Source organism: Alcaligenes sp. SDU_A2, from assembly GCF_038237375.1.
Taxonomy (GTDB): Bacteria; Pseudomonadota; Gammaproteobacteria; order Burkholderiales; family Burkholderiaceae_B; genus Alcaligenes.
The window spans coordinates 1892360-1906793 of the sequence record NZ_CP151273.1 but is presented as its reverse complement, the minus strand read 5'-3'; the positions used below and the strand labels follow the sequence as shown (position 1 = coordinate 1906793).

General features: G+C 59.2%; 14 protein-coding genes and 1 tRNA gene. 12 read left to right on the top strand and 3 right to left on the bottom strand.

Features of this window, described 5'->3' with window-relative positions; translation table 11 throughout:
• The first annotated feature begins 35 nt into the window (after window positions 1–35).
• Together AADW57_RS08975 and AADW57_RS08970 are read left to right on the top strand one after the other, a co-directional pair.
• Window positions 36–497, top strand: coding sequence for a GatB/YqeY domain-containing protein (locus AADW57_RS08975; protein ID WP_341666552.1), 462 nt, complete (start codon window positions 36–38; stop codon window positions 495–497).
• A complete protein-coding gene (locus AADW57_RS08970; protein ID WP_341666551.1) occupies window positions 494–913 on the top strand; it encodes a PaaI family thioesterase in 420 nt (139 codons plus the stop codon). Before AADW57_RS08975 ends, AADW57_RS08970 begins: the two co-directional genes overlap by 4 nt.
• Window positions 914–1000: 87 nt before the next feature.
• On the opposite strand, the gene AADW57_RS08965 is transcribed toward AADW57_RS08970, so the two are convergent.
• Entirely contained in the window at window positions 1001–2101 is a 1101-nt protein-coding gene (locus AADW57_RS08965) for an alkene reductase (protein ID WP_341666550.1), read from the bottom strand.
• Window positions 2102–2254: 153 nt separating this feature from the next.
• Between AADW57_RS08965 and AADW57_RS08960 the strand changes: the two genes are divergently transcribed.
• From AADW57_RS08960 to AADW57_RS08935, 6 genes are all read left to right on the top strand, one after another.
• Window positions 2255–2908 carry a potassium channel family protein gene (locus tag AADW57_RS08960; protein ID WP_341666549.1) on the top strand — a complete coding sequence of 218 codons (654 nt, stop codon included), beginning with the start codon at window positions 2255–2257 and terminating at the stop codon, window positions 2906–2908.
• 2 nt (window positions 2909–2910) lie between these two features.
• Window positions 2911–4278 carry a TrkH family potassium uptake protein gene (locus AADW57_RS08955; protein WP_341666548.1) on the top strand — a complete coding sequence of 456 codons (1368 nt, stop codon included), beginning with the start codon at window positions 2911–2913 and terminating at the stop codon, window positions 4276–4278.
• 130 nt (window positions 4279–4408) lie between these two features.
• Window positions 4409–4600 carry a hypothetical protein gene (locus AADW57_RS08950; protein WP_341666547.1) on the top strand — a complete coding sequence of 64 codons (192 nt, stop codon included), beginning with the start codon at window positions 4409–4411 and terminating at the stop codon, window positions 4598–4600.
• A 183-nt stretch (window positions 4601–4783) separates the two neighbouring features.
• Window positions 4784–4987 (top strand): hypothetical protein, encoded by a 204-nt coding sequence (locus AADW57_RS08945; RefSeq protein ID WP_341666546.1) that lies wholly within the window; start codon window positions 4784–4786, stop codon window positions 4985–4987.
• A gap of 101 nt (window positions 4988–5088) precedes the next feature.
• Window positions 5089–6054: a formylglycine-generating enzyme family protein gene (locus tag AADW57_RS08940; RefSeq protein ID WP_341666545.1), complete on the top strand. Its 966-nt coding sequence runs from the start codon at window positions 5089–5091 to the stop codon at window positions 6052–6054.
• On the top strand, window positions 6041–6940 hold the full coding sequence (locus AADW57_RS08935; RefSeq protein WP_341666544.1) for a spermidine synthase: 900 nt from the start codon (window positions 6041–6043) through the stop codon (window positions 6938–6940). Before AADW57_RS08940 ends, AADW57_RS08935 begins: the two co-directional genes overlap by 14 nt.
• An 88-nt stretch (window positions 6941–7028) precedes the next feature.
• On the opposite strand, the gene AADW57_RS08930 is transcribed toward AADW57_RS08935, so the two are convergent.
• Both AADW57_RS08930 and AADW57_RS08925 read right to left on the bottom strand, forming a co-directional pair.
• Window positions 7029–7262: a hypothetical protein gene (locus AADW57_RS08930; protein WP_341666543.1), complete on the bottom strand. Its 234-nt coding sequence runs from the start codon at window positions 7260–7262 to the stop codon at window positions 7029–7031.
• 429 nt (window positions 7263–7691) lie between these two features.
• Window positions 7692–7768: transfer RNA gene (locus AADW57_RS08925), tRNA-Pro, on the bottom strand.
• 220 nt (window positions 7769–7988) lie between these two features.
• Between AADW57_RS08925 and pgaA the strand changes: the two genes are divergently transcribed.
• The 4 genes from pgaA to pgaD are packed head-to-tail and all read left to right on the top strand — an operon-like array spanning window position 7989 to window position 14358.
• Window positions 7989–10472: a poly-beta-1,6 N-acetyl-D-glucosamine export porin PgaA gene (gene pgaA, locus AADW57_RS08920; RefSeq protein ID WP_341666542.1), complete on the top strand. Its 2484-nt coding sequence runs from the start codon at window positions 7989–7991 to the stop codon at window positions 10470–10472.
• A gap of 12 nt (window positions 10473–10484) precedes the next feature.
• Window positions 10485–12503 (top strand): poly-beta-1,6-N-acetyl-D-glucosamine N-deacetylase PgaB, encoded by a 2019-nt coding sequence (gene pgaB / locus AADW57_RS08915; protein WP_341666541.1) that lies wholly within the window; start codon window positions 10485–10487, stop codon window positions 12501–12503.
• Window positions 12500–13828 carry a poly-beta-1,6-N-acetyl-D-glucosamine synthase gene (gene pgaC / locus AADW57_RS08910; protein WP_341666540.1) on the top strand — a complete coding sequence of 443 codons (1329 nt, stop codon included), beginning with the start codon at window positions 12500–12502 and terminating at the stop codon, window positions 13826–13828. Before pgaB ends, pgaC begins: the two co-directional genes overlap by 4 nt.
• A complete protein-coding gene (gene pgaD, locus AADW57_RS08905; protein WP_341666539.1) occupies window positions 13825–14358 on the top strand; it encodes a poly-beta-1,6-N-acetyl-D-glucosamine biosynthesis protein PgaD in 534 nt (177 codons plus the stop codon). Before pgaC ends, pgaD begins: the two co-directional genes overlap by 4 nt.
• Window positions 14359–14434: the final 76 nt, after the last annotated feature.

Genomic DNA, 14434 nt, shown 5'->3' with positions numbered 1-14434 from the left:
AAATACCGGCTTTGCCCGTTCAACCAGGAATCACCATGAGTCAAACACTCAAGACCCGTTTAGCCGACGACATCAAGACCGCAATGCGCGCTCGCGATAGCGAACGCCTGGGCACCTTGCGCTTTTTGCAGGCGGCCGTTAAACAGCGCGAAGTCGATGAACGCACCGAACTGGGCGATGCCGAAATCACCGCCATCATCGAAAAACAGGTCAAGCAGCGCCGCGAATCCATCCAGGCCTTCGAGCAGGCCGGTCGCACCGAAAGCGCCGACAAAGAAAAAGCCGAACTGCTTGTGCTGCAGCAGTATCTCCCCCAGCAAGCCCAGGCCGCCGAAATCGACGCCATCATCACTGCGGCCATCGCCCAGGCACAGGCCGATGGCACCCAGGGACCAGCCCTGATGGGCAAAGTCATGGGACAGGTCAAAGCGCAACTGGCCGGCCGCGCCGACATGTCCGCCGTCTCGGCCCAGGTCAAGCAAATGCTGAACCCATGACGGATTTGCAGGTTGATTTGCCGCTGCGCCAGCACGACTTTTTCGGCACCCACATTCCCTTGATGCAGCACCTGGGCCTGCAAACAATGTCCAGCAGTCCGCAAGGGGTGCAGACCTTTCTGCCCTGGCAGGCCTGCAACGCCAATGCACGCGACGATGTGCATGGCGGCACCCTAATGGCAGTGCTGGATTTCACGCTCAGTGCCGCTGCCCGTGCCTGTCGCAGCGGCAGCGGCATGGCGACCATAGACATGAACACCCAGTTCCTGCTGCCAGCGCGCAGCGATGTCTGGTTCCGCGCCCAGTGCCTGTTTCTGGAAGGCGACACTGCCTACTGCGAGGGCGGCGGCTACGACGATAAAGATCGCTTGCTGGTCAAGGCTGCGGCCACCTTCAGAATCGTGCGTGGCAGCTAAGACGGGAACTGACTGATCTGCCGCCATTCCTATGCAAAAGGCCCGCTTTTGGCGGGCCTTTTGCATAGGAATGGCGGCAACACACTATCAGTGCGACGGCAGCGTGACGCCCGATTGCTGCTCACATTCGGGAGCCGTCTCCAGAAACGGATAGTCGGTATACCCTTTGGGGCCTTGCGTATAAAAGGTGGCGCTGTCCCAAGCATTGAGTGGCGCACGCATCTGCAAGCGCAAGGGCAAATCGGGATTGGCCAGAAAAGCCTTACCGAACGACACGGCATGGGCCATGCCCTTGGATAAAGTGGTCTGTGCCGTGGGCAAATCAAAGTGCTCGTTGGCAATAATGGCTCCGTCGAACTGGCATTTGATCATGGGCAACAGACTATCCGAAGCCGGGCTTTCGCGCAGAAAAATAAAGGCGATATCGCGCCGATCCAGTTCGCGCGCCACATAGGAAAACAGGCGCTGCGGATCGGAGTCGCTCATGCTGTGCAAGCCACCGCGCGGCGACAGATGCACGCCTACCCGTCCGGCCCCCCAGATGGCCACACAGGCATCGACCACTTCCAGCAAAAACCGCGAACGATTCTCGATTGAGCCACCGTAGGCATCCGTACGCACATTGGAGCCGTCGTGCAGGAATTGATCGATCAGATAGCCATTGCCGGCATGGATTTCCACGCCATCGAAACCGGCGCTCAGCGCATTCTGCGCCGCCACGGCAAAGTCGTCCACGACATCGGCGATTTCTTCGGTATGCAAGGCACGCGGCACGACAAAAGCACGCTCGGGCTCGACATGGCTGACCTTGCCCTGGCACGCAATGGCGCTGGGCGCGACCGGCATTTGCCCATTCAGGAACTCGGGATCGGACACGCGCCCCACATGCCAGAGCTGCAGTACGATGCGCCCGCCCTTATCGTGCACCGCCTCGGTAATATGACGCCAGGCCTCGACCTGGGCGCTGCTCCAGATGCCTGGCGTATGCGCATAGCCCACACCCTGGGGCGAGACCGAGGTGGCTTCGGCTACAATCAATCCGGCACTGGCGCGCTGGCAATAATAGATACGCATCAGGTCGTTGGGCATGCGCCCTTCGGAAGCGCGGGCACGGGTCATCGGCGCCATAATGACGCGATTGCGAAGCTCGATATCACCCAGCTTGATAGGGTCAAACAAACTAACCATTGTTTTACACTGTCCACTCTTGATGTTTCCGCAAGGCCTGCGCCACGCGCGCCAAGGGATTACCCGATAAGGGTTTTTACCAGATTTTCCTTTATACCACCAATGCTTAATTTGACTCACACGTCTTTCAAGCCTCAATCGGATCACTAAGCGATGGCACAGTTTGCAGTCATTGGGCTAGGCCGCTTCGGGTCGGCAGCCGCCCTGGAATTGATAAAGATGGGGCACTCCGTCCTGGGCGTCGACACCAACCCGAAGCTGGTAGACAAGTACGCCGACCAACTCAGCCGTGCCGTCATCGCCGACGTGACCGACCGCCAGGCTCTGGAAGAACTGGGGCTGGACAACTACGATGTGGTGCTGGTGGCCATAGGCGCGGACATCGAAGCCAGTCTGGTCTGTGTGGTACACCTGAAAAGCTTTGGCGTGCCCACCATCTGGGCCAAAGCCATCTCCCACGCCCAGCATCTGATTCTGGCCAAGATCGGGGTCAACCGCATCATCCACCCCGAAGAAGAAATGGGCATACGCGTGGCGCAGATGCTCAGCTATCCCATGGTCAACGATTACATCACCCTGGGTAACGGCGACTATCTGGTCGAAGTAACTGTCAGCGAGAGCCTGAACGGCCAGACCATACGCGATGTCCTGCGCGAACAGATGCGGGACGTGCAAGTGCTGCTGGTCAAGCGGCGCGGCGAAACCATTCTGCAACCCGATGCCGACTACGCCCTGCACGCCAAGGATCTGCTGATCCTGTTCGGCCAGTTGCAGGCCTTGCGCACGGCAGCCCCCAAGCTGGTCTGAGCATGCGCAACTGGCTGCCCACCCTGATCCCCCGCCTGCCGGGGACCGTGCAACGCAATCGTACTCTCAGTGCCAGCCCGCCATTGGTGCTGGCACTGGGCTTTCTGGTCCTGATTTTTATCGGTGCCCTGGTCTTGAGCCTGCCGCAGGCCGCGTTCGAGCCCATGAGCTTTTTCGAGGCCTTGTTCATGGCGACCTCGGCCGTCACGGTCACCGGCCTGACCGTGGTGGACCCGGCCTCTGAACTGACCCATTTCGGCCAGATCACGCTGGCAGTACTGGTGCAGATAGGCGGCATGGGCTTTGTAACTTTCGCCGTCATTGCCGCCATCACCATGCGCAAGCGCATCAGTGTCAACCAGCAAGCCCTGGCCCTGGAAGCCTTTAACCAGACCAGCGTGTCGCGCATTCGCAGCACCGCCCTGCATGTCTTTAAAATCGCCGCCCTGATCGAACTGAGCGCCGCCTTGATCCTGTTTTTGTGCTGGCTGAACGAAATGCCCTGGACCACGGCGCTGTACCGTGCCCTGTTTCATGCGGTCACCGCTTTCAACAATGCCGGCTACTCCCTGTTCCACGATTCGCTATTGCCTATCTCGGGCGATTTCACCGTGGTCATGACGCTGTCTGGCCTGATCATTCTGGGCGGCATCGGTTTTTCGGTGCTGGCCGATGTGGGCCAGAAAAAACGCTGGCACACGCTGCTGGCCTATACCAAGCTGATTCTGATCGGCACGCTAGTGCTGAACCTGATCGGCTTTGCCGCCCTGTGGATACTGGAGGCCAACAATACCAAGACGCTGGGCATGCTAGGGCTGGGCGATCAGGCTCTGGCCGCCTGGATGCAAAGCGCAGCCACCCGCACCGCCGGGTTCACCACAATGGATGTTCAATACCTGCGCGACCCCACCCAACTGATACTGATCCTGCTCATGCTGATCGGCGGCGGTTCGCTCAGTACAGCCTCGGGAATCAAGATCGGCACCTTGATCGTGCTGCTGGCCGCCGTACGCTCTTATATACGGCAACGCCAGGAAGTCGTGCTCATGGAACGTACCGTCGCCCCTGAAACCGTGCAAAAAGCATTGGCTTTGTTTCTGATTACCGGCGCACTGTATTTTGCTGGAGTGCTGGCGCTGACACTGCTCGAAGACTTGCCGCTGGTCAGCATTCTGTTCGAGGTAGCTTCGGCCCTGAGCACCACCGGCATGAGCCACGGCATCACCGACAAGCTATCCATGCCGGGCCAATTCCTGATCATGGTCCTGATGTTCACAGGGCGGCTGGGTCCCCTGACACTGGTCTACACCCTGGCCACCCGCAAACGCAGCCGTATCCGCTACCCGGAAGGTAACTTTCAGGTCGGCTAAAGACCCAACAATCCTATTTCGACAAGAAAGGTAAATAAAAAATACAGCTGTCATCGAATTTTGGTATGGTTAAAGGATGTAGTCCACGATCAACCAACAATCAGGACGCAGGCGTATGGATCACAGGAAGATGGCCACGTTGACCAAGCGCGCCGGCACCGGGCTGAGCGCCTTGTGTCGCGAGCTGACCAGCCGTGGCATGAGCTACCACCCGCTAGTCGAAATGTACCAAAGCCAGATGAGCCTTATCGGCCAACTCAATGACGAAGTCCTGGCCCTGCGTAAAGAACTCGACGACCTCAAGAAAACAACACGCAAGTAAACGGCCTTTGGGCCGTTTTTTTAAATCCGACGGCCACCTGCGTGCCGGATTCTTGAACCTGCCTATCCAGCACCTGGCAAACACCGCCACCAGGACAGGCACGGATCATCATGTACTGAACGATTATTTGACGTCACGGGGAACAAGCTGCGCACTACGCATATCTTGTAAAGGCCCCTCTCCATGCAGCTGCATTCGTTCAGCATCCAGGATCAACAATTGACCGTTCACCTGAGCGCCGGCCCGCAATTGCGCCTGCTGGCGGTACTGCCCGCTCCAGCTGGCGAGCCCGACACCTGGACCATTGCACAAATACGGCAATCAGCCATCGAATTTTGCCTGGGCCATCTGCGTCAGGCCTGCCCGGAATCCGAGCTATTCATCTAAACACCGAATAAGACGGCTGCGGCCCGACCGGTCAGTGCAAATCCCCTACAATACAGCCTGCGTCCCGCCTTCAGGCCGGATACGGACTACAGGAATTGCACGTGCGTCACACTCCCCTTTGGATGAGCGGATCTATACTGGCAGCAACAGCGCTGGTATTGGCCGTCTTTTACGGCCTACCGGACAAGCCGCAGGCATCGCCGGAACTGATACGTGTGGAAGGTGGCTCTTTCCTGGCCGGCAACTTCCAAGTGGCCTGGCGCGCCCCGGACGGCCAGATCAGCACAGCATGGACAGGCACCCAAGCCCTGGATACCCTGCCGCCTTATCCTGTCACCGTCAGCGCCTTTGCCATCATGAAAACCGAAGCAAGCAACCGTCTGTACGACCGCTTTCTGGCGCAGACCCAGCGCGCGCCACGCTGGCAACCCCAAAAAAACGATGCCCTGCACCCGGCCGACATGCCCTATCACGAAGCGCAGGCATTTTGTATCTGGTTGGGGCAGCAGCAGGGACTGGCCATGCGCCTGCCCACCGAAGCAGAATGGGAATATGCGGCCCGCAGTCGGGGCCTGGCAACGCCTTGGGCGACCGACAACGGACAATGGCAACCTGGGCGCAACCTTCCCGAACAAGGAGTCGCCAGCTCAGGCCAGCTCCGGCACGAGATCGCCTCTTTCCCGCCTAATCCGCTGGGCATCCAGGATATGGCCAACGGTCTGTACGAATGGGTGATTGCCGACCCCGAACGCGATCCGACCAACGAACGGATTTTCAAAGGAGGCAGCGACACCAGTCACTCCCCCTTCGAGACCATCCCGACCCGGGGCAGCACACCCGCCTTGTCCGAAGAGCTGATCCAAACCCTGCCGCACCTGGAGCGGCTGCGTAAACAAGCCCAGGGTGCCGTCTATATGGCCAACGCCACCGCGCGCTGCGTGGCCACCGCCAAAACCGGCGATGGCATCGGAACGCCACCCAGGCCCATGCCCGCCCTGCCTGTGGCTTTCGACCAAGCCTCTGTGCAGTCGGCGGCTACCCCTGATACGCCAGATGACACGCCCTAGCCCCAGCCCCCGCGTTTTTTCTCTGCGTCATATCGGCCTCGGCATAGCCCTGATCGCGCTGCTGGCCGCCGCACTGTGGCTTGTGCCGGCCAAAAACACGCCTGTATTGCTGCACAGCGAACCCTCCCGGTTCGGCACGCTGCTGGTTTTCGAGGAGCAGGACGAACGGTGCATGAATTTCAACTCGATCAATGACCTGGGCCGCCAGACGTGCATGAGTCTCACCCACCCCGAGCAACTGGTCTTTGACTACACGCAGATGATGATGACGGCGTTGTACGTGAACCCGGAGCCAAAGCACATTCTAATCATCGGCCTGGGCGGAGCCAGTCTGCAAAACGCACTGGCCAAAGCTCTGCCGGACGCCATCATCGACTCGGTCGAAATCGACCCCGCCGTAGGCACCGTCGCCCAACGCTATTTCGGCTACCGGCCCGGTCCCCGACAACGCCTTTTTCTGGAAGACGGACGCAATTACGTAGAGCGCGCAGCACGGGAAGGCACTCGATACGATATGGTGATGCTGGACGCCTTTGATGTGGACTACGTGCCCAAACACCTGATGACGCTCGAATTTCTGCAGCATGTACGCGCCATTCTTGCCCCCGGTGCCGTAGTCGTGGCCAATACCTTCACAAACAGCGAACTGTATGAACACGAATCCGCTACCTACGCAGCGGTATTTGGTGATTTTTTCAACCTGGAATCCGGTAACCGGGTCATTATCGCAAGCAATAAAACCCTACCCGAAACTGCCGTCCTGACCAACAACGCCCGAACCTGGCAATCGCATCTGGCGCGCCTGGGTATCGATTCGGACCAGGCCCTGGCCCGTTTCTCATCGATCAAAAAGCCAGCAAACGGCGCAAATGTGCTGCGTGATTAACGCGGTGTTCTGAGCCCTGCGACCAGAACCGCCGCCGATACCTGCGAGCAGCCGGTTTACCCGCCTAAGTCGACCAAGCTGCCTCGCATCAGGCGTAATGCTCGATGGGCGAATGATCCTCCAGCCTGAGCACCCGGCCATCAATGACCAACGAAGGCAGGCGTGTAATGCCCAAGGCCTTTGCGTCGGCTCCTCGTTCCGATTGCAGCGCCAGATTGACCGATTCGTAGTGATGCAAGGGCGTGGCAAATACCGCTGCCATACTGGACTCGATGCCCAGGCAGATGCTACAGCCATCGTGGAATAAAGTAACCTGAATCATGGGGTATTCCTGTTGCGTTATTGAGTCCACGCCATGATAGAGAGTCGCAACGCTCATAAGAGGGATTGTCGTCCGCAAAAGTTACCCTGACGTCCACCATACCCTGGACAGCGGCTGCGCACACCCTTGTGTTTGAATTCATGATTTGAAACACATGATCCCAGACGAAGGCATCATTTCGATGCACTCGTATACAGTGAACGGATTCTTGAAGGCAAAAACAATGGATCAACGCCTTATGGATCGGTTTGCCCTTCATGAACAATGCGTAGCTGCGCCAATAAATGGCAATCGCAACTAAAAACACACCAATCGTAACGCCTGTACCCAGCTCGTCGCCAAATGGCCTAGTCCGATGGCTTAGGCCAAAAAGGCGGCACAAAAAACAAAAAAGCCTTCAGCAAATCGCTGAAGGCTTTTTTGATAATTTGGTCGGAACGGAAGGATTTGAACCTTCGACCCCTTGCACCCCATGCAAGTGCGCTACCAAGCTGCGCTACGCCCCGAAAGAATTAAACTATAACCCTGTTTTTTTTGTTGTGCAAGCTTTTTTTTAAAAAGCGTTTTGCTTAGGCCAAGTGGCTTACTACAAAAAACCAGATGGTTTACATCAAAAGGCCAATTACTGGCAAAGACCCAGGCTCCTAGGATACCCCTCAAGACCCTTCTGACCGCTCAGTAACAAACAGTGGGCAGGAGTATATACAAATAACCAGGGGATGAGAAGTGTCCAGGCGATCAATAAAAAGGCGTGTCACATCAAACGTCAGCCGCTTTCCAGCCAGAACCTCGTTTCTGCGCCGGTTCTGGCTGGATTCCTTCACCCTACTGGTCCTGACCGCGTGCAGCACCAGCTTGCATGCCGCCTCCTACGAGGATTGGATCAAGCAGGCCCGCCAAGGCCAGTACCAATCCGCCATCGCGGGTTTGCAGCAGTACCGGCAAGAACATCCGCAAGATACGCGCGTCCAGCTTGATCTGATGCGCATTCACGCCTGGGCAGGCCAACCGCAAGAGGTCATCCGTCTGTACGAAAGCTGGCCGACCAGCCAGCCTTTGCCGGCCGATGTCTTGCTGCTGACGGCACGCGCCCACAAAGATGCGCGCCAATGGATACCGGCCCAAAACCTGTATCGGGAAGGAATGCGGCGCTTTCCGCAGCAAGCTGCCTTTACGATGGGCCTGTGCATGAGCCTGGCCGATGCCGGACTGACCGCCCAGGCCTTGAGCTGCGCTCAGCAACTGCAACCGGCCACGCGCCAGAACACCAATTACCTACTGACGCGCAGCTACATCTACCGCGCTGCCGGCCAGAACTATGAAGCCTTGCGCGTCAGCCAGGACGCCCTGGCCGCCCAGCCAGACAAAACCGATGTCATCCGGGACTATGACCAGTCCCTGCATGCCGCCGGTCTGCACCGCCAGGCGATGGAATGGCAAACGCAACATCCCGGCATCTTCTCAAACGCAGACCAGGCCGACCGTCAAGCCGACTATGCCGCTGAACTGACCCGGCTGTCTCCCCAGCCCACACGCACGCTGCCCGAACGTTTTCTGGTCGCCAACCGGGCCATTGCGCTGCAAGACAAGCTGGCCGACAGCGCCAGCTTTCTGGGCAACCCGGCTTTCGCCCGCCGCATCCGCGGGGACCGCCTGATCGCAGTAGACGCTCGCGAGGACGCCCCCTCTACGGTAGACACCGCCCCCGAACGCGCTGCCCAGTACCCAGGCTATGCCTACGCCTCACTAGGGGCCCTGCAACTGCGCGCCCGTCATCCCGATCAAGCTGTATCCAGCTACGAGCAGGCGCTGGCCGAACCGTCGCTGGACGAAAAAACACGCACACGCTATCAAACCGGATTGGCCTTTTCCTTGCTGGAGTCTGGCCATGAGGATCAGGCACTGGCACTGGCCGAGCGCATGGAAAAGGACACACCCGCCACCCGTCGGCTGCGCGGCAATCCGATACCGCAGCCCAACCCAGGGTATACCGACGCCCTGATCTTGAAAAATTCGCTCTACACCTATACGGGCCTGCTCAAGGACGCGCGCGAAAATCTGGCCAAGGCCAGCGCACAGGCTCCGGGCAACGTGAACCTGCGTGTGCCGCTGGCCGATGCCCTGCGCATGTCGGACATGCCAAGGGCGGCCGAACACAATCTGAAGATTGCCGAAACCTACGCGCCACGCCAAGAAGACGTCATCATCAGTCAGGCCCAGACCGCTCTGGAATTGCGCGAATACCGCCAGGCAGAAGAGCTATTGGCGTATGCCAAAGAGCACTACCCCACCAATATGCGGGTCGCGGAACTGGAAAAAGACTGGCAGTCCTACCGCAAGAACGAACTGATCCTGCGCAGCGGCTTTGAAACAAGCAACGGCGGAGATGTCTCGGGCAATGACGGCATCCGCACCGAGGCGCAATGGTACAGCGCCCCCATCGACTACAACTGGCGCGTCACCGCATTGGCCGGACATCTGGATACCAGCGACGAACTTGGACACAACGTGAACTGGCAGGGAGCCGGCCTGGAATACCGCGGTCGCGACTGGCAATCGCTGTTGACGATCAACAACCAGAACTGGGGTCAGGGCAACAAGATGGGAGCTAGCCTGCAGGTCGATCACGAGCTGAGCGATCACTGGAGCATCGGCGGCACCCTGGACTATCGCACCCTGGATATCCCGAATCGCGCCCTGGCCGCCGGCATCACGGCCAACCAGGGACAAGTGCGGCTGCGCTGGCAAAACGGCCCCGAGCAGTGGGTGCAAGCCGCCTACACCGCGACAAAGTTTTCTGACGACAACGTACGCCAGAGCCTGCAGATCACCGGCAACCAACGCATCTACACCAGCCCGCGCATCAAGGCCGACGCCCAGCTGGAACTCTGGGCTTCCGGCAACAAAGACGAAGACAGACCTTACTACAGCCCACGGCGCGAATACATGGCGGTGCCGGCCCTGCGCCTGGAACACCTGATCTACCAGCACTACGACGAGCGTCTGACCCAGGCGCTGACGCTAGGCGTGGGCATACACCACCAAAGCGGCTACGGCAGTGGTGCCGTCGGCGCGGCCACCTACGAACTGAATTACCAGCACGATCGCAACCTGGAAGTGGGCCTGCGCCTGCAAGCGCTGTCCCGCCCCTATGACGGCCAACGCGAACAGCAGTACAGCGGCATGGTTGAACTCAAGATCAAATTCTAAGCGGCCACGACAATGATCACTCGAATCCTGACCCTTCTGATGCTGGCCTTCAGCACTCTTTTATCCGCCTGCAGCGTCAGCCCGCCGGCCCGGTACGTGCCGCCCGAGCAGCGCCGTATCGAACAACAGGAACAAGCCTGGCGCAACGATGAACTGCTCATCATCGCCTATCACGACGTCGAAGACCGCGACCCCAACCAGGCCTATCTCAGCGTCAGCACCGAACATCTGCGCCAGCAGTTTTCCTGGCTGCAGGAAAACAACTATGTGCCGGTCAGCGTAGAACAGATCCTGCGTGCCCGCCAGGGCCTGGAGCCCTTGCCCGAAAAAGCAGTGCTGCTGTCTTTTGACGACGGCTACCAAAGCTTCTATACCCGTGTCTTCCCGCTGCTCAAAGCCTATAACTGGCATGCCTTGCTGGCTCCGGTCGGCAAATGGCTGGACACCCCGGACAATCAGAAAGTGGACTTTGGCGGTCTGCTCACTGAACGCAACCGCTTTCTGCACTGGACGCAAGTCGAAGAAATGGCCCGCTCCGGCCTGGTGGAAGTTGGTGCGCACACACAAAACATGCACTACGGTGCCATTGCCAATCCACAAGGCAATATCCAGCCGGTCGCCGCCGCCCATCGCTACCTGACCGATCAGAAACGCTACGAAACCGATGCCGAGTACACCGCCCGCTTTCGCGAGGATGTGCGCGCCATCAGTGCCCGGGTCAAACAACATGCCGGCAAAACGCCGCGCGTCTGGGTCTGGCCCTATGGCCGGATCAGCGGTCTGGGTCTGAAGATCCTGGAAGAAGAAGGCTACCAGATGGCCCTGACACTGACCGACGGCGTGGCCAATGTCCACGACCTGATGAACATGCCGCGCTATCTGGTGGATAACGATCCGGACATCAGCACCTTTGCAGGCTTTATCACCGCCCGTGAAGACCGTGAGGCCGAACGCGTGGTGCATGTGGATCTGGACTATGTGTACGACCCCGATCCGGCACAGATGGAGCGTAACTTGAGCGCCCTGGTGCAACGCATCGCAGACCTGAAACCACGTAGTGTCTATCTGCAAGCCTTCGCCGACCCCACAGGCGATGGCCTGGTGCGCTCGGTCTACTTCCCCAACCGCCACCTGCCCATGCGCGCCGACCTGTTCAACCGCACGGCCTGGCAATTAAGTTCGCGCGCCCACGTCAATGTCTTTGCATGGATGCCCGTGCTTGCCATCGACACGTCCGAGCCGGCGCAACGCGTGCTGCAATGGCATGCCGACGGCAGCGCGCCTTCCCTGCCCACGCAAGGCTACCGCCGCCTGTCCCCCTTTGACCCGCGCACCCGCCAGATCATGGGCGATCTGTACGAAGACCTGGGACGCAGCGCCATCTTCTTTGGTGTCGTGTTCCATGACGATGCCACCCTGACCGACTTTGAAGATGCCTCGCCCGCCGCCTTGGACGCCTACGAAAAAGCCGGTTTTGGCAGGGACATAGGGGCCATACGCGCCAATCCCGAGCAGCTTGAGCGCTGGACGCGCTTTAAGTCACAAGCCCTGATCGACCTGACCCGGGAGCTGGCGGATCGCGTGCGCAAGCAGCGCGGCCCACAGATCAGCACAGCCCGCAATATGTATGCCCTGCCGGTTCTGCAGCCCCAGAGCGAACAGTGGTTCGCCCAGAACCTGAACGATTTCCTGCAAGCCTACGACTGGACTGCCGTGATGGCCATGCCCCGCATGGAAGACATCCACGATCAGCATGCCGTGACCTGGCTGAACGAGCTGGTCGATACGGTGGCCAGCCACCCAGAAGGCCTGCGCCGCACCGTGTTCGAAGTGCAATCCGTAGATTGGCCCGGCCAGGGTCAGCCATCCCGTCCGCTGGACTCCCGCCTGGTGGCCGGCTGGCTCAATGCACTGACGGCAAGAGGGGCGCGACATGTCGGCTATTACCCAGACGACTTTGTCAACAATCAGCCCAAGATGAACGTGATTCGTCCGGAAATCACGATTGACTGGTATCCAACAAAAAAATGATTGAACGACTGATCGCCCTATTGGCCCTGTGCCTGATCGTCGGTATTCCTCTGGGAATCACCGTCGCCCTGACCAGCCACCTGCTGCTCTACTTCATCTTCATGTACCCGCTGTTCATGTCGGGCATATGGATAGGCGGGGGTCTGATCTTCTGGTTTCAGCATGAACGCCGCTGGACCTATAAACCACACGCGCCACCCGAACTGGAAGGCATGCCGCTGGTCAGCATCCTGATCCCCTGCTTTAACGAACAGGCCAACGCCCGCCATACCATCCTGTCCGCGCTGAACCAGGTCTATCCCAACATTGAAGTCATCGCCATCAACGACGGCTCCAGCGACCGCACCGCCCAAGTGCTCAATGAACTGAGCGAGGAGCACGACAAGCTGCGCGTCATCCACCTGGCCCAGAACCAGGGCAAGGCGCTGGCCCTGCGCATGGGAGCCATGAGCGCCAGCGGCGATTACTTCGTGTGCATAGACGGGGATGCTTACCTGGACCCGGAGGGCGTGAATTATCTGATCGCCCCCATGCTGCGCAACCCGGAGGTTGGTGCCATTACCGGCAACCCGCGCATCCGCACGCGCTCCACCCTGATCGGCCGCATCCAGGTAGGCGAGTTCTCTTCGATCATCGGGCTGATCAAGCGCACGCAGCGCGTCTACGGAAAGATCTTCACGATTTCCGGCGTGATCGCAGGCTTTCGTCGCCAGGCCCTGGACGAGGTGGACTACTGGAGTCTGGACATGATCACCGAGGACATCGATGTGACCTGGAAGTTGCAACTGGCCGGCTGGCAGGTGTTCTATGAGCCGCGTGCCCTGTGCTGGGTGCTGATGCCCGAAACACTGAAAGGCCTGTTCAAGCAGCGTTTGCGCTGGGCTCAGGGCGGTGCGGAAACCTTCCTGAAATACACCCCGCAGGTGCTGCGCTGGGAAAACCGCGGCATGTGGCCCCTGACCCTGGAATACCTGTGCTCGACCTTATGGAGTTTCGCCCTGGGCGTGGCGGTGCTGGTCTGGTTGCTTGGACAAGTACTCCACTTGCCCGCTGCCACCCAGATCGACGGCCTGTTCCCACCCTCGTTCACCGGTATGGTGCTGGCCGGCATGTGCCTGTTGCAGTTCGCCGTCAGCATCTGGATAGACCGTCGCTACGAGCCTGATCTGCCCCTGTCGATGTTCTGGATCATCTGGTACCCATTTGTCTACTGGCTGATCAATTTTTTAACCACTCTGTGGAGTTTCCCCATGGTCATGCTGCGCCTGCGTCGCAAACGCGCCCGCTGGAGCAGTCCTGACCGGGGTATCAAGGAGCTGTCATGATCATCACGACCCAACGCCATCCCGTCACCCGCTGGATAGACCGCCTACTGACCATCGCTGGCTGGTTCGCCTTCAGTTACCTGATCGCCAAAGGCTTGCTCCTATTGATCGATCACACCATGGACAAAGCCGGCTACGAACAGATAGACCCGATCTTCCCAACCCTGACCACCTTTCTGTTCTACGGGGCGGTACTGCTGACCAACGGCTTGCTGCTGCTGGCCTGGTCACGCTGGCGGCGACACCAGCGCCAGCAGCGTCACCTGCGCCAGGCCCTGTACCGCCAACGCAGCCGCTCGCATCGCGCCAAGCAGACAACCCTGCCGCACTTTGACCACGAGCAGATCGATACCGTGCGCCATAGCCGCATCGTCGTGCTCTACAACGCCCAGGACGGCGCGGTACAGCATGTGGAAGCCGCCGATCCGCTGCCCATGCGGCAAGCAACCGGCACCCACGACGCAAAACCACTGGCACCGCTGATCTTTCATCCGCGCGCCTACCCCAAACAGCCTACGCCGAATCAGTAGTACCGACGCAAAACAGCCCTGCACAAGGGTAAACAGCCTAGGGAATGCGGCTCATGTAAATGCAGATGGCCGTCTC